This window comes from Sporolactobacillus shoreicorticis (assembly GCF_024125445.1).
GTDB lineage: Bacteria > Bacillota > Bacilli > Bacillales > Sporolactobacillaceae > Sporolactobacillus > Sporolactobacillus shoreicorticis.
Map to the genome: position 1 here is coordinate 23882 of NZ_JAMXWM010000018.1, position 15497 is coordinate 39378.

Annotated in this window: 13 protein-coding genes; 10 read left to right on the forward strand and 3 right to left on the reverse strand. The window is 45.3% G+C overall.

The features are described 5' to 3' along the window. Positions 1–14 precede the first annotated feature (14 nt). The gene (dat, locus tag NIE88_RS14260) at positions 15–869 is read left to right on the forward strand and encodes a D-amino-acid transaminase (RefSeq protein ID WP_253063106.1); all 855 of its coding nucleotides are present in this window, start codon (positions 15–17) and stop codon (positions 867–869) included. A 620-nt stretch (positions 870–1489) separates the two neighbouring features. Then, positions 1490–2779, forward strand: coding sequence for an MDR family MFS transporter (locus NIE88_RS14265; protein ID WP_253063107.1), 1290 nt, complete (start codon positions 1490–1492; stop codon positions 2777–2779). A gap of 45 nt (positions 2780–2824) precedes the next feature. Here the strand turns inward: NIE88_RS14265 and NIE88_RS14270 are convergent, their stop codons facing one another. From NIE88_RS14270 to NIE88_RS14280, 3 genes are all read right to left on the reverse strand, one after another. Next, entirely contained in the window at positions 2825–3646 is an 822-nt protein-coding gene (locus NIE88_RS14270) for an ABC transporter permease (RefSeq protein ID WP_253063108.1), read from the reverse strand. Continuing rightward, the gene (locus NIE88_RS14275) at positions 3643–4638 is read right to left on the reverse strand and encodes an ATP-binding cassette domain-containing protein (RefSeq protein WP_253063109.1); all 996 of its coding nucleotides are present in this window, start codon (positions 4636–4638) and stop codon (positions 3643–3645) included. Before NIE88_RS14275 ends, NIE88_RS14270 begins: the two co-directional genes overlap by 4 nt. A 530-nt stretch (positions 4639–5168) precedes the next feature. Beyond that, complete coding sequence (locus tag NIE88_RS14280) at positions 5169–5429, reverse strand: hypothetical protein (protein ID WP_253063110.1); 261 nt, start codon at positions 5427–5429, stop codon at positions 5169–5171. 38 nt (positions 5430–5467) lie between these two features. Between NIE88_RS14280 and NIE88_RS14285 the strand changes: the two genes are divergently transcribed. The 8 genes from NIE88_RS14285 (at position 5468) to pucG (ending at position 15461) form a co-directional block, all read left to right on the forward strand. After that, the gene (locus NIE88_RS14285) at positions 5468–6616 is read left to right on the forward strand and encodes an amidase (protein WP_253063170.1); all 1149 of its coding nucleotides are present in this window, start codon (positions 5468–5470) and stop codon (positions 6614–6616) included. A gap of 276 nt (positions 6617–6892) precedes the next feature. Beyond that, complete coding sequence (locus tag NIE88_RS14290; RefSeq protein WP_253063111.1) at positions 6893–7639, forward strand: ABC transporter ATP-binding protein; 747 nt, start codon at positions 6893–6895, stop codon at positions 7637–7639. 59 nt (positions 7640–7698) lie between these two features. Then, a complete protein-coding gene (locus NIE88_RS14295; RefSeq protein WP_253063112.1) occupies positions 7699–8562 on the forward strand; it encodes an ABC transporter permease in 864 nt (287 codons plus the stop codon). A 24-nt stretch (positions 8563–8586) separates the two neighbouring features. After that, the gene (locus tag NIE88_RS14300; RefSeq protein WP_253063113.1) at positions 8587–9636 is read left to right on the forward strand and encodes an ABC transporter substrate-binding protein; all 1050 of its coding nucleotides are present in this window, start codon (positions 8587–8589) and stop codon (positions 9634–9636) included. Between the two features lie 16 nt (positions 9637–9652). After that, positions 9653–11005, forward strand: coding sequence for an allantoinase AllB (allB, locus tag NIE88_RS14305; protein ID WP_253063114.1), 1353 nt, complete (start codon positions 9653–9655; stop codon positions 11003–11005). A 167-nt stretch (positions 11006–11172) separates the two neighbouring features. Continuing rightward, positions 11173–12813 carry a PucR family transcriptional regulator gene (locus NIE88_RS14310; RefSeq protein WP_253063172.1) on the forward strand — a complete coding sequence of 547 codons (1641 nt, stop codon included), beginning with the start codon at positions 11173–11175 and terminating at the stop codon, positions 12811–12813. A 132-nt stretch (positions 12814–12945) separates the two neighbouring features. Next, entirely contained in the window at positions 12946–14187 is a 1242-nt protein-coding gene (gene allC, locus NIE88_RS14315; protein WP_253063117.1) for an allantoate deiminase, read from the forward strand. A gap of 29 nt (positions 14188–14216) precedes the next feature. Then, positions 14217–15461 (forward strand): pyridoxal-phosphate-dependent aminotransferase family protein, encoded by a 1245-nt coding sequence (pucG, locus tag NIE88_RS14320; protein ID WP_253063119.1) that lies wholly within the window; start codon positions 14217–14219, stop codon positions 15459–15461. The last annotated feature ends 36 nt before the right edge of the window (positions 15462–15497 follow it).

Sequence of the window (15497 nt, forward strand, 5' to 3'; positions counted from 1 at the left end):
AGGGGACAGGGAATATGAGTACAATTCTGTATAATGATTCGTTTCTCAGGAGAGAACAAGGCAAGGTAGACATGGAGGATCGCGGCTATCAGTTCGGTGACGGCATTTATGAGGCACTTCGTGTTTATAATGGGAAAATGTTCCTGCTTGATCTACATATGAAACGATTGAATCGGAGTGCACGCGAGCTGAGACTTTCACTCCCATATGATACGAATCATCTGGCCGAGAATCTGGACAGGTTGATTCGAGAAAATCAAATAGATTACGGCTATGTGTATTTTCAGATTACCAGAGGCGCGATTGCACGGAAACACCGTTTTCCGGAGCAGAAGATTGACTGTGTGCTGACCGGAAGCGTCGAAGCAGCATCAAAAGATGAGGATTTGCATGCAGACGGTATTAAAGTCAGTCTTCTCGATGATATCCGCTGGCTGCGCTGCGATATTAAAACACTGAATCTGCTCGGCAATGTGCTTGCCAATCAAGAGGCATTTGAACAAGGATCCGATGATGCGATTCTTCATCGTGACGGTGTGGTTACTGAGGGCACAACATGCAATGCATTTATAGTTAAGGACGGCGTGTTGATTACCCATCCTGCCGATCATTTCATCTTAAATGGGATCACGCGTATCTTTGTGCTGGAACTTGCGGAACGGCTCGGTATCCCGGTTGAGGAACGTACATACACAACAGAAGAATTACGGAATGCGGATGAAGCATTTATTACCAGCACCGGTGTGCGTGTCACCCCAGTCATCCGGATTGACGACCAGTCCGTCGGTGATGGGAAACCAGGGCTGATCACTTTGCGCTTGCTTCGCGCATTTAATCTTGATGTGGAACAATTCATTGCAGAGGCCTGATCATTTAAAAGTGGCTGAGCCCAGCTTTGATTGAACCGTATTTTCAACAGAAGATCGTAAACAATGCAGCTGTTTCGAGCGAAAACGACCAGCTGTTTTTTCTTGTGTGAACAATGTGCTTTTAGCGGTTAGGCAAAAGTTGATGATCACCAATTGTTATTTGAAGCCAATTGAAGTATAATGCAAGAACTGCTCTTTAATCAGAATGTATCTATTTATTGATCATTTAGCTCTGTTTAAATAAAGGTTGCTTTGCCGCTCCACCGCTTGAGCGGAAGATGCGAGACGCCTGCGCGAGAAGGATCACGGGTCATACTTGCGACGTGTCTGGTTGATGCACTTGGCTGAGGCGGAGAACAAAAGCCAAATTTGACAGAGTCAATTATTAAAAAATGAGGGTTGAACATGGCTGGGCAAAACGGTTATGATTTTCTCAACGACAAACGAATTAGTACAATCACACCCGCGATTGATTTGCCCGCGAAAACATATGGAGAGTTGCCTGCAAGGTAGCTGTGCCAGTAAAGTAACATGACTTTTAAATGAGAAGAGTCTGCTGCCTGGCACTTTGGTGCTGTGCTCGGACTCTTTTTTTATTTGTCGTAAAGGTGGTTTATTTCATGAAATGGCGTGATTGGGATATAAATTTAAAGGTTCGGCTGATCGGTGAAGGACTATTTAATATTCTTTACTGGATGTATTTTCCATTTATGTCGATCTATTTTTCTGAGCATTTCGGTCCGGAAATGGCCGGACTGCTACTGATTCTTTCGCAGGTTCTTGGCGTAGTGATCGGATTATTCGGCGGCTACTGCGCCGATCATTTTGGGCGAAAACGGATGATGGTCTTTTCTGCAATTGGCCAGACGGTATGTTTCGCTTTTTTCGCCTTTGCGAATTCACCGTGGCTTGTTTCGCCATGGCTGACCTTCATCAGCTTTTCATGGCTTGGTTTGTTCGGGCAGCTGTACTGGCCGGCGAGCAGCGCGATGATTGCCGATGTCGTTCCTGAGCGACATCGGGCGGGTGTGTTTGCGGTGTTTTATACGTCGATTAACGTGACGGTTGTCATTGGGCCGCTGCTGGGGGCGATCTTCTTTTTTAATGAACGTTTTCTGTTTTTGATCATCTGTACCGTCGTGAGTGCCGGATTAATTTGGGCACTTCAGCACTGGATTCATGAGACGGCACCACAAGCCGAGCGGGAAATTCATCGAGGGATAAAGTCAAGCTGGATGAAGCATTTGGTCGCTCAGCTGAGTGATTATCGGGTGATTTTCACGGATCACGTTTTTCTACTTTACATATTGGCAGGCGTTCTGGTCGCTCAGACATTCTTGCAGCTTGATATGCTGATTGCGGTGTATACAACCGACAAGGTGCCGCTTCAGACTTTGTTTTCGTTTGGGGACTGGCAAGTGAAGATGAGTGGAAGAAACCTGTTCAGTGTCATGGTATCGATGAACGGACTCTGCGTAGCACTTCTGACGGTCATTGTAACCAAATGGATGACGAAATATCGCGAGAGCAGTGTGTTCATGGGCTCTGCATTGTGCTACGGTATAGCTATGATTCTAATGGGTTCGACATCGAACATCTGGCTGCTGCTCTTCTGCATTGTGCTTTTCTCTTGGGCTGAGCTGATGACTGTCGGTGTTCAAGACAGCTTCATCGCCAAGCTGGCACCGAAGCAGTTACGTGCTCAATATTTTGCAGCATCAGGCTTGCGTTTTTCACTCGGACGATCGCTCGCTCCGCTTGCCATACCGATGACGGTTTGGTTTGGCTATTCATGGACCTTTGTCATTCTTGGAACCATTGCTTTTCTCGGTATGATCATTTACGGTGCAATGTTCTCGCTCTATGGTCGGAAAAGGCTGACGGTGTCCGCTCACTCGAGTCGCTTATAATAAAAAGGATGCGACCGTGAAAACGGCTTCGCATTCTTTCACATTTCAGTGTTTATTTCGGTAGAGATACATGGTTATGGGTGAAAAAATGAGCATCAGCACTGCCGAGGCGATAAGTACCCAAACGATTTCTGTAAAAGCAGTGTGACCGCCCATCAAAGCGCGAACGGCGGTGGTCAGCAACGACACCGGATTGATGTTGACTGCCGTGCGCAGCCAGCCGGGCATGGTCGCCGGATCGACAAAAATATTGCTGGCAAATGTGACCGGGAACAGAAGTGTCATGCTGATGCCCATTACCGCTTTCGATGTTTGCAGAATCAGTCCGATGACCGTAAAAATCCAGGATAAACTGAACGCGAAGATTAGGACGAGAACGATACCTGCGATTATTCCAAGGATACTGCCGGTCGGACGAAATCCTAAGATCAATCCCAAGATGATCACGATTATTGAAGCAATCATGTAACGCACCGTATCCGCGATCAGTGCACCGACTAATGGCGATGGGCTCCAAATTGGCAGCGATCGAAAACGGTCGAAGGTTCCTTTGGAGATATCGTCATTCAAAGAAACACCGGTATACACCGTGGTGAAGACGACCGTCTGGACCAGGATTCCGGGAATCAGGAACTGTAAGTACTGACTCGTTGATCCGGCGAGCGCACCGCCGAATAAATAAGTAAACATTAACGTAAACATCACTGGGAAAAAAGTGACATCGAGCAGCTGTTCCGGAATGTATTTAATTTTCAGAAGAGCGCGCCAAGCGAAGGCAAGCGATGTTGCGATTCCGTTTGGACACGGTGGACGTTCTTGTTCAACAAGTGCAGCACGCATTTTGGTCATACTCTGTTCCTCGCTCATGATTTCGCACCTTCCTTCTGCTTTTCACTGTCCGCTCGTTTACCAGTCAGTGTGAGGAACACTTCGTCGAGACTTGGCTGACCAAGCGAAAATTGGCTGACTTCAATTTGGTTTGCATCGAGCGCGGCAAGTGCCTCTGAAGCAGCCTTTGTTCTTGTAAGCTGCGCGGAAAGGGCGACAGGATCGGAAGACAGATGCACCGGAGCGCTGAGCGCTTCTGAGAGAAGCTGCTGTGCCCGGTCGCGCGTTGACGGATCGAGAAGCCGAACATGAAGCACTCCTGATCCAACCGATGCCTTGAGTTCACCGCTTGTTCCTTCGGCAATAATTTTTCCATGATCGATAACAGCGATCCGGTCGGCAAGCTGATCTGCCTCATCCAGATATTGTGTGGATAATAAGACCGTTGTTCCCGTACTGACGAGTGCACGTACAATATCCCAAATCTGATTGCGGCTGCGCGGATCAAGTCCTGTTGTCGGCTCATCCAAGAAAAGCAGATCCGGTCGTACAATCATACTGGCTGCAATATCTAAACGCCGTCTCATGCCGCCTGAATATTTTTTAACTTGGCGTTTTGCCGCATCCTGCAAACCGAATGCCTCAAGTATTTCAGATGCCCGTTTTTTTGCAGATCGCGAAGGGTAGCCCATCAATCGCGCGATCAAAATCAAATTTTCAATTCCGTTTAAGTCTTCATCGACGGAAGCGAACTGCCCGGTTAGACTGACTCGGCTGCGAACAGCATCCGCTTCCTTGATTAAATCATGCCCCATAACCTTAGCCTGACCTTCATCAGGTTTCAGCAAGGTGGCCAGTATTTTCATGGTCGTTGTTTTTCCAGCGCCATTCGGTCCGAGAAAACCGTATACTGTGCCTTGCGGGATGGCCAGATCAATCCCGTTCACTGCACGATGTTTGCCGAAACATTTAACTAATCCGGTCGCTTTAATAGCAAGCGGCTGATTGTTAGTATCCATGTCGTTGTTCATCTTTCTCCTCCGCTCAGTGGGAAAATTTAGTCAATGATAAAATTATCTTTTTGAGCATTTTCTAATCTATGAAAAACGTGAATATGTGTCCATTATATGAAACTTTGTCAACGAAGGCGAATTTAAACTGTCCAAATGTGAATACCGGAAACACCAACACCAAACCCAATAGATTCGTTCGTCTTCGTGAAGGTTTGGTTTTTACTTTCAACAAAAAGAATGGCATGGTATTAGTCGGTAAACGATGCTTGATGGTCACCGGTTTAATGGTCTCAGGAAGGGTACTCGTGGCTCAGAAACGAAGAATCGCTAATTTGAGGCATTTTAAATATCTGTTTCGTGTTTGCTTGATTTTTTTGCGTTGATATGATTGTTTGAAAAGTTTCTTTGGCTTAATAAATTTTGGAAATTTATATTTTTGTTTAAAGAACCATTTGTACCTCCGCTAAATCATGATCAGTATCCCGCATACTGGTGCTGCAAGGAGCTGATTCAAGGTGTAGGCATTAAAAAAAATCCAAACTGTTGTTTCAACTCAGCAGTATAGTACCGAGTTTTCTTAGCTGCTCCCCCTTATAAATTCTTACGGACGGCCAAGAGATGAATCGTCGAGAGGTGCATGCTAAAATTACGTACAGACAAAAGTATGAGAACTTAGCGACGTTATCGAGGAAGGTGACCGTAGACTGCAATCCTCTGGCCGGCAGAATGGTCACTTTGCCTAAATAGAACAGCAGCGCCTGTGCATATTCAATCATGACAAAGCTGCTGTTTTCAATTATTCTGATCATGATGGAATTGTTTGCTTTGGGGAGGCTCGATTTTGGACATGCAAAAAACATTTGGTGCTTTTATACGAGATGGAATGAACATATTACCTACAGGCAGCGGCAGACTCAACGAGTTGGTATTCGCAGCAAAGGATCTATTTGCCGTGAAGGGGCATGTGAACAGCGCCGGTAATCCGCTTTGGGGAAAAACGCATTCGGCAGCAAGAAATCACGCTCCGGTTATTCATCGTTTATTGGATCAGGGAGCAAGTCTGCGCGGCATGACGGTAACTGATGAACTGATGTACAGCCTTAAGGGAGATAATATTCATTATCCGCCGACGATTAATCCCCGTGTACCAGATGCTTTCTCCGGTGGATCATCAAGCGGGTCCGCCGTTGCAACGGCTTCCGGAGCGGTCGACTTTGCAATTGGCACCGATACGGGCGGCTCGGTGCGCATACCGTCCGCATATTGCGGCTTGTTCGGCATCCGTCCGTCGCATGCGCAAGGTGTTGTTCCACTTGCACCAAGCTTTGACACGGTCGGCTGGATGGCTCGGGATGCGGAAATTCTCGAACGAGTGGGCCGATGTCTGCTCCCTGAATCAGAATCTACAGCACCGTTTCAACGTTTCTATCTTTTAAATGAAGCTTGGAACCAAGTTGATTCCGAGTCTACTCAAGAAGCGCTGCGTACGTTTATTGATCAACATTTTTCGAATGAGCAGTTAAAAAATGTTTCACTCTCAGAACCAGCACCTGACGAGCTTGCGGAAACCTTTCGGATCTTGCAAGGCTATGAGGCCTGGCAGTCGCATGGAACTTGGATTGAGCAGTATCATCCGCACTTCGCTAAAGATGTAGGAGGACGTTTTATTGCGGCTTCAAAAATGAGAAAAGATGATGCCTATCATCATGCGGCGATGCTGAAACAACAGTTCACTGATAAGCTTCGGACATTTCTCCGCGCTGATGGTGTGCTGATCATTCCAACCACATATGGATCGGCGCCGAAACGCGATGCCAGCTTTGAAGAGAGCGAAAAAGTGCGTGCCCGAACGATGAAACTGACCTGTATCGCCGGAGTGTCCGGGCTGCCGCAAGTGACCGTTCCGCTCAATGATTGTGGGCGCCCGCTTGGTTTGTCCTTTGTTTCAGGCTATGGGACGGACAGAAAGCTGCTCCAATATATTAAAACCATCTAAACATAATTGATAACAATTCATTTATAAAGCCTTATGAGTGTGCAGTGAATAAATGATCTGCGACTCAGAGGTTTTTTTAATGCTGTTAATCGTTAAATTACTTAACAATATATGTATGTATAAGTTACACAATAGTATATTCATATTTTGTGTGTTATGTATAATGACATGCATGTGCTGTTGGAATTATTATTAATTTATGATTTATTAGACAATTGATTTGAAATATGAGTGATGAAAAATTGAGGAGAAAATTGAAACGAAGGAGGTAGAAAAGTGCCGTTTGTTAATGTGAGGAATCTTTTTAAATCCTATGGTGACGCTGGAAAATATGTTCTTAATGATGTGAGTTTTGAGATCAACGAGAATGAATTTGTTTGTGTGCTCGGTCACAGCGGTTGTGGAAAATCGACTTTGTTAAATTTGTTGGCGGGATTTATTAAGCCGGATAAGGGTGAAATAAGTGTCAATGGACAGTTCGTTTCAAAACCTTCGTCACAAAGAGGTGTTGTGTTTCAAGATCACGGCTTATTTCCGTGGTATAACATCTTAGATAATGTCGCATTCGGTCCCAAGGCGCTAAAAAATAAGGATGCCTATCGTATTTCAAAACGTCTGATTAAAATGGTAGATCTTGAAGGTTATGAAAAGGTATTTCCCTCCAGTCTCTCAGGAGGTATGGCTCAAAGAGTTGGCATTGCAAGAGCATTAGCTACGAATCCACAGCTGCTTTTGATGGACGAGCCACTCGGTGCGCTTGATGCGATGACACGGGAAAAGATGCGGATTGAAATACTGCGCATTTGGAAAGAGACCAAAAAAACGATCCTGTTTATTACCCACAGCATTGCCGAGGCTGTCTACTTGGCAGATCGAGTCATTGTGTTGAAAGAAGGCAGTGTTTGCTTGGATGAAAAAATTGAAATAGAGCGTCCTCGCTCCGTTCATGCACCTCAGTTCATGGATTATACAAAGAAATTCGAAAAAGTATTGTTTGAACATGATGAACTTGTTCTGGATTGACGCATTACTTCACGTGTGCATTATAAGAAAGATCAAGTGATAAGGCTAGGGGTGACATAATGATTGATGAATTGACGAAAGGCCCAATTCAGGCTGTCGCCAAAAAATCAATGGCGTCAGGTAAACGTGTCAATCGAAAAAATCATTCAAAATTTATTCAGGCACTTTCATTAATTGTATTTTTAATACTTTGGCAATTTTTCAGTGCTATCAATGCACATTTTATTTGGTTCAATCCTCAATTCTTTCCATCGCCAATGATTGTTTTACATACAACATGGGATTATCTGCTCGATGGGACGCTGATTCAAGCGATCGGTGCCAGTGTCATTCGAGTGCTGCTCGGATTTGCGTTTGGCTCACTCGTCGGTGTTCTTCTCGGCATTATGATGAGCCAATCGAGACTGTCCAACGATTTGATTAGTCCTGTGCTCAACATGCTTGGTCCGATTCCTGTGTTTGCTTTTCTTCCAATCTTCATGATCTGGTTTGGAATCAGTGAGCTGTCGAAGGTTATGCTGATTGCCTACGCGACTTTTTTACCTGTTTTGACGTACACGATGGATGGTATAAAAAATGTCAATCCCACATGGATCCGGAGCGCGATGACTTTAGGAGCAACGCGTTATCAAATTTTTACCCGTGTTATTTTACGAGCGGCTCTTCCTAATGTTTTTGTCGGAATGCGAATCAGTCTTGCTCTTGCCTTCGGCGCATTGATTGTTGCTGAAATGATGGGATCAAGTGAGGGGCTTGGTTTTATTATTGTCAATGCAAGAAACTGGTTTAAGCTAGATGACATGTTCATGTCATGTATGCTAATTGGGTTGCTTTATACACTGTTTAATTATATTTTGTTATTTTTGGAATCTGTTCTCTTTCGCTGGAAAAAGGACGGAATTCAAAGTGCAGTTGAACGCTGAAATGAAAAAGGGGAAATCACAAAAATGAAACCATTTATGAAGCATAAATCACTCATCTTAGCAATTATATTGCTGCTCGTTATCTCTGTGTTTACGGCGGGATGCGCATCATCAAATAAATCGGGGAATTCATCAAGTAAAAATTCAAATGTTATTCAGGCTTACGGAGAACTTGATCCGCAAGTCTCGGGTCAACAAATCATTGCTCAAGAAAAAGGCTATTTTAAGGAAGAGGGCTTGAAGGTGAAAAATCATCTTATGGCTGGCCCAGATCAGAACGCTTCGCTCATTTCAAGCGGCAGTGCTCAAGTGATTTTCGGATCCATTTACAATAATATTTCGGTAGCGGCCAATGGTGTCCATGCAAAATTAATTGCTCCGCTCGCTAATGCCGGAAATACGCAAAGTATTGTTGCTCGTAAAGGTTTGAAAATAAAATCTGCTAAAGATCTCGAAAACTTGAAAATTGGTGCTACCACCGGATCGGGAGTCATTATTGCGATCCAGAGTATGTGCAAGGAGCTTGGTGTCGATTACAGCAAGATTAAATTCGTCAATCTGCAAGCCGCCGATCAGCTGACTGCTCTTGAAAAAGGCAATGTGGACGCTATAGCCGTATGGGAGCCTTGGGTAGGAAAAGCAGTTGCCGCTGGAGGGAAGATACTGTTTACGGGTAAAAAATCATATTTGCCGGATAAACAAGGCGATGTTAATTGGCTCAATTTTTATATGACAGCGGCAGTGTCTGCTCAATTTTATAAACAGCATCCTGATCAAGCGGTGAAATTTCTACGTGCGCTAAAAAAGGCAACCGCATTTATTAATGAACATCCGGATGAAGCTGCGGAAATAGTTGCGAAAAAGATTAAAATTTCAACGAGTGACGCACAAAGAATCATGGCAAAAAATAATTATTCGATGGCTTGGAATAAAGATTTTACCGACAGTGCGAGCGTTATGGGGAATTTCATGAAGGCAAATAAAAACATTAAAAAAGTGCCGGCATTGAGCAGTTATTCTACAACCAGCTTACTTAAAAAAATAGACAGCAAGTTAATTGAAGTGAATGAATAAACGGGAGTGACGCCCTTTGTTTGATTTAATTGTAAGAAATGCAAACATTATTAGCGCTGACTGTGTTTTTTCAGGCAGTGTCGCAGTGAGCGGAGAAAAAATCGCGGCACTGCTGCCAGCGGATACGGCCGAACCCGCCCATTCATTCATCGATGCAGATCATGCCTTTCTTTTCCCGGGATTTATTGACGCGCATGTGCATTTTAATGATCCTGGTTTCGAATGGCGTGAAGACTTTTCTCATGCGACGCAGGCTGCCGCGCTTGGAGGAGTGACGACTGTTGTCGATATGCCGCTTCAGAATGATCCGGCACTAACGGATCGAACCATTTTTGAACGAAAACATCGGCTGTTAAAGAATAAGGCGTATATCGATTATGCATTCTGGGGCGGAATGATTGATGATAACCTTGATAAACTTAATGAATTAAATGAATGCGGCGTGACATCGTTTAAATCATTTCTTGCTCCTGTATCAAGCGATTATACATCACTTGATTACGGCAGGGTACGAAAGGGACTTGCGATGATAAAGAAGTTTCATGGACTTGCCGGGTTTCATTGTGAAGATTTCGGCATCATTTCTTATAATGAAGCAGCTGCTGTTAAGAGCGGGCGCGTATCGCGAGAAGACTACTTGCAGGCAAGACCTGTGGCTGCTGAGTTAATCGCCGTACAATCAATTATCGAGCTGTCGCGCGAAATCGGCACACGTGTGCATATTTGCCATGTGTCGCATCCATCAGTCGCCGAAGCGATCAAACGCGCTAAATATGAAGGCGTTCCGATTACCGCTGAAACTTGTCCGCACTACTTGGTTTTCAATGCGGAGCATTTTCTTAAAGAAGGAATGTATTTTAAATGTGCCCCTCCGCTAAGAAGTAAGGAGGCGAGCGAGGCGCTGTGGAGTTATGTGCAAGACGGTACTTTAGATTTAATCGCGAGTGATCATTCTCCCTGCGCGCCGAAAGAAAAATCGGAATCCGAAGGTTCCTTTAAAGCATGGGGCGGGATTAGCGGCGTTCAAACAAGCTTGCAGGTTATGTTTCACGAACTAAAGAAAAGAGGGTGGTCTCCAACCATTCTTGCAAGAATAATGTCGCGAAATCCAGCGGAAATTTTTGGTATGCAAACGCGAAAGGGCGAACTGATTCCGGGATATGATGCTGATTTTGTTCTTGTTGATCCCAAAATTGAGTGGGAAATTAAGGAAGATCAGTTAGCTTATTTAAATAAACAGTCCGCATTTATCGGTTATAAAGGAGTGGGGCTACCCACCTGCACTGTTTTACGCGGTCAAGTGATTGCGGTGAACGGAGCAGTGGTTGGAGCATCGGGAGAAGGCCAATTAATCAGAAGAGAATGTTGATTCGCATTATAGAAAGCAAACGCGTCTTTGATTGTGCAAAATAAGGCGCGTTTTTCTGCGAAACAAATTGTTTTGATAACCCTTTTTTGATGCACAATCGACAAAACATTCGAAAAATGGTTCAATGATGAGTAACAAGGATGTGGATAGGAGTGTTTGTTTTGAAAGTGCGCGATATTTTTTCCGAACCCGTTTTTAAAGGATTTAAATGGATTGCAGGAGAAAAAGGCGGAGAAAGAGAAATTCGCAACATTAATATGATGGATGCGCCGGATATTATTGATTATCTGAAGCCGAACGACTGGCTCGTTACTTCCGGATATCATTTGCAGAATCAGGATGATTTCTTTCTTGAACTTGTCGATAAAATGGCAGTGAAGGGCTGCGCGGCGCTTGGCATCAAAACGGATCGTTTCATGAATGGGGTACCAAATGAAGTGATCGAACTTGCCGATCAGATTAACTTTCCCTTGATCTTTATTCCAAATCGCATTCCATTGGTTGATATCGTTAATCAAACACTGACTTCTATCCTTCACGCTCGTACGGAAGAATTACAGCTTGCCATTGATACGCATCAGCAATTTTCCAACCACATTATGAATGGCGAGGGAGTTGAACGCCTTTTACTGGACTTGTCGAAAATCATTGGCTGTCCTACCGCACTTCTGGACACGTTTTTCAAACCAATCGCAGCTTCGAGTGATGCGAGTGAAAAAGATGGAACGGACCGTTTTCGTATACTCAGACAACTAGGCTCATCCTTTGCGCAAATGAAGGAACCTTACAATGCTTTTTGCGTTACAAAAACGCGTCAAGTATTTACATTGTTTCCTCTTTATACGTATAGGATGAAGCGTCACTTTTTGATTATAGAGGGATTTGTCCCTCAAGAAGAACGAATCATGGTACTGACTATTGAGCAGGCGGCTAATGTCCTTGCCTTCGAACTCATGAAGGATGAGGCGTTAAGGCAGAGTGAACGAAAAATACGCGATGCCTACTTATCAAAGCTTGTTGCAGGTGAATTTAGTTCCAAAGATGGAATCATTAATCGGGCACGAGAGTTCGGTATGTCTGATGAGCAGAAGATGATTGCCGTTGTTGGGAAACTTGATCTTGATGACAGCAGAATCAGTTTTACAACATTCAGAACGAAAACAAATGAAGTCAGTGAGTTTATTGAAGGAGAAATGGAAAATCTTCCTTTTCACGGCTACTGTTTTGTGAAAGACAGCTTTTGCATCTGTCTGCTTGATGTTGGGGAGGGGTGGACAAACGATTCACGCCGATTGACTCCTTATCTCCGTCATGTTCAAGAGCGAGTTGAGCAATACTTCTCTGAAACCTTATCATTCGGTGTCAGCAACGTCCATGTGGATTTTTCCGATTTGCCGCGCGCGTATCAGTCGGCGGTCGATGCACTGCAGGCAGGCCTGCGTTCCGGGCGTCGTAAATTTATTCAAATCTATCAGTCGAAGGGTTTCTCCGATCTTCTGCGTATGGTTCCGATGGATGACTTGAACAAGCTGTACTGTGAAACCTTTCAAGGGCTGGCATTTCCGGAAAGGGAAGAAGATAAGGAATTGTTTCATACCCTGATTGTCTTTTTTGAATCGAATTGCCAGATATCAGAAACTGCTAAGAAACTGTTTATTCACCGAAACACAGTTATCTATCGGCTCGATAAATGCGAGCAGCTTCTGGGGAAGGATTTGAAAGATCCTGAGACGGGTTTTGTGATTCGCTTCGCCTTTCGCTTAAAGTCGCTCCTTGATGAGTCGAACCCAATGAATCATTCGTACTGATCGATTGTGCAGTTTAACTGAATGCTGATCAAAAAAATAGAGATTGTGTCAATGGTCACACGATAAAAATTTGCTAAAATGAAGCTGTTTGATAGATGTTATGTAACTTAACACAGAAAGAGGGCTCGTCGAATGACTTTTCGAACCTCAGTACCGTTAACGGAAGAGATCGCTGAACGAATCAATGCGTTAGGGCAGATTGGACGAACCGAAAACGGCGGCGTGACCCGCTTGCTTTACAGCGATTCATGGCTGAGTGCCCAGACTGCCGTAAAGAAGACGATGGAAGAAATGGGGTTTTCCACTCATTTTGACGATGTCGGCAATGTTTTCGGAAGAGTGGAAGGAACAGAAGAACGTGATCGCGTGATTCTTACAGGATCGCATATTGATACAGTTGTTGACGGAGGAAAATATGACGGAGCCTTTGGCGTTCTTGCGGCAATGATTGCAGTCAGCAGATTGAAGCAGGAATATGGGGCGCCGAAAAAAACGATTGAGACGGTCGCACTCTGCGAAGAAGAAGGCAGCCGCTTTCACCTGGCCTTTTGGGGATCCGGATCAATTACCGGACGCTATCAATTGAACGACGCACGTACGGTGACGGATGGACAAGGCACAACTCTTGAAGATGCCATGCATCAAATGGGATTCGGGCAAGGCAAATATCCGCCGGCCAGACGCGAGGACATTGCCTGCTTTTTGGAAACGCATATTGAGCAGGGACAGATTCTGGAACGCGAACATCTGGCATGGGCACCGGTCAGTCATATTGTTGGGATGAAACGGATCATCATTCGCCTGTCCGGACAAAGCAATCATGCAGGCACAACGCCTATGGCAGATCGCCGAGATGCTCTGTACGCTGCGTCACAGATGATTTTCGATGTGGTGAGCCATGCAAAAGAACAGAGCAACGGATTAGTTGCTACAGTCGGTCAGATAAGCATTCGGCCCAATGTCGGCAACGTAATTCCCGGCGACTGCACGTTTGCACTCGATGTGCGTCATCATGAATACGATGTTCTCCATGATTTCTGCACGAAGGAGCTTGAAAATTTTCGGCGGATTGCAGAAAAAGCGGCTGTTGAACTTGATATCAAAACATGGCTTGATGACGCGCCGGTGAAGATGGACCCATCCATGACGGAGCGCCACGGAAAAATCGCTCAGCGGGCAGGTGTTCCTTTTAAAAAAATGGTCAGCGGCGCGGGTCATGATTCGCAAATCTTCGGCGTGTATTGTCCGACGGCGATGATGTTTGTGCCCAGTCATGACGGAATCAGCCACTCTCCTAAAGAGTTTACAAGAATAGACGATTTGGCTACCGGTGTCCGTATGCTGATGAAGATCTTGCACGAAATGGCTTACTAAATCAATCATTTGCGGAAAAGAGTGGAATTATGGAAACGACGAAGGAACAACGAATGCTAAATGTGCCTCCACGTAAAATTATGACTCCTGGACCGGTTGAGGTTGATCCGCGTGTGCTGCGCGCGATGTCACTGCCGATTCTTGGTCAGTTTGATCCGGCGTTTACGCAGATCATGAATGAAGTCATGACTATGCTGCGTGAGACTTTTCAAACAAAAAATCATTGGGCCTATCCGATTGATGGGACCTCGCGTGCTGGACTTGAAGCTGTTATTGCCAGTCTTATAGAGCCTGGGGATCGGATGCTTGTCCCGATCTATGGCCGTTTTGGCGACTTGTTTGTTGAAATCGGCGAGCGTTACGGCGCGGACATTCATACGATGACCTGTCCGTGGGGAACGGTTTTTGATCCGCAAGACGTTATTGATGAAATAAAAAAGGTGCAGCCAAAAGTCGTAGCACTTGTTCACGGGGAAACCTCGACTGGGCGAATGCAGCCTCTGTATGAAATTGGTCATGCATGCCGAGAATTGAATGCGCTGCTCGTTGTCGATAGTGTTGCGACATTCGGAGGTGCGGATGTCCGCACTGATGAATGGTGCCTTGACGCGGTGATCGGCGGCGCGCAAAAATGTCTCTCCGTACCATCGGGAATCACGCCGATCACGTACAACGAACGCGTGGAACATGTTATTTTAAGCCGTAAGAAAGTTGAACGCGGGATTGCGACGGATTCAGACAAGCAGGCAGCTGCCGCTCGTCCAATTCGAAGCAATTATTTTGATCTAAGCCAGCTTCAGGATTATTGGAGCGAACGCAGGCTGAATCATCATACCGAAGCGACGTCGATGGAGTATGCGCTGCACGAGGGACTGCGGCTTGTTTTGGAAGAAGGGCTGACCAAGCGTTTTGCCCGGCATCAATTAAATGAAAAAGCGTTGATGGCAGGCATCGAAGCGATGGGACTGGAGCTGTTCGGGGATCCGGATTGCAAAATGCCGACAGTCACTTGCGTGGCGGTCCCTGAGGGCGCGAATGCCGATGATGTGCGCGGCATATTGCTGAATCAATTCGGTATTGAAATTGCTGGATCGTTCGGTTCACTTCAAGGGAAAATATGGAGGATCGGTACCATGGGTTACGGCTGCCGCAAAGGAAATGTGCTCGCTGTTCTTGCCGGATTGGAAGCTTCACTGATTCGCTGCGGCGTCTCCGTTAATCGAGGAGAAGGGCTGCAGGCGGCGATGGATGTCTACGACGAAGCGGCTGAATAAAATAACGGTTCGGATCGTTTCATTTTAAGGAGGTGA

What these genes read in the sequence shown, in the direction of transcription:
- dat (WP_253063106.1), top strand. Translation starts at nt 15, where the DNA reads ATGAGTACAATTCTGTATAATGATTCGTTTCTCAGGAGAGAACAAGGC.
- NIE88_RS14265 (WP_253063107.1), top strand. Translation starts at nt 1,490, where the DNA reads ATGAAATGGCGTGATTGGGATATAAATTTAAAGGTTCGGCTGATCGGT.
- NIE88_RS14270 (WP_253063108.1), bottom strand. Translation starts at nt 3,646, where the DNA reads ATGAGCGAGGAACAGAGTATGACCAAAATGCGTGCTGCACTTGTTGAA.
- NIE88_RS14275 (WP_253063109.1), bottom strand. Translation starts at nt 4,638, where the DNA reads ATGAACAACGACATGGATACTAACAATCAGCCGCTTGCTATTAAAGCG.
- NIE88_RS14280 (WP_253063110.1), bottom strand. Translation starts at nt 5,429, where the DNA reads ATGATCAGAATAATTGAAAACAGCAGCTTTGTCATGATTGAATATGCA.
- NIE88_RS14285 (WP_253063170.1), top strand. Translation starts at nt 5,468, where the DNA reads ATGCAAAAAACATTTGGTGCTTTTATACGAGATGGAATGAACATATTA.
- NIE88_RS14295 (WP_253063112.1), top strand. Translation starts at nt 7,699, where the DNA reads ATGATTGATGAATTGACGAAAGGCCCAATTCAGGCTGTCGCCAAAAAA.
- NIE88_RS14300 (WP_253063113.1), top strand. Translation starts at nt 8,587, where the DNA reads ATGAAACCATTTATGAAGCATAAATCACTCATCTTAGCAATTATATTG.
- allC (WP_253063117.1), top strand. Translation starts at nt 12,946, where the DNA reads ATGACTTTTCGAACCTCAGTACCGTTAACGGAAGAGATCGCTGAACGA.
- pucG (WP_253063119.1), top strand. Translation starts at nt 14,217, where the DNA reads ATGGAAACGACGAAGGAACAACGAATGCTAAATGTGCCTCCACGTAAA.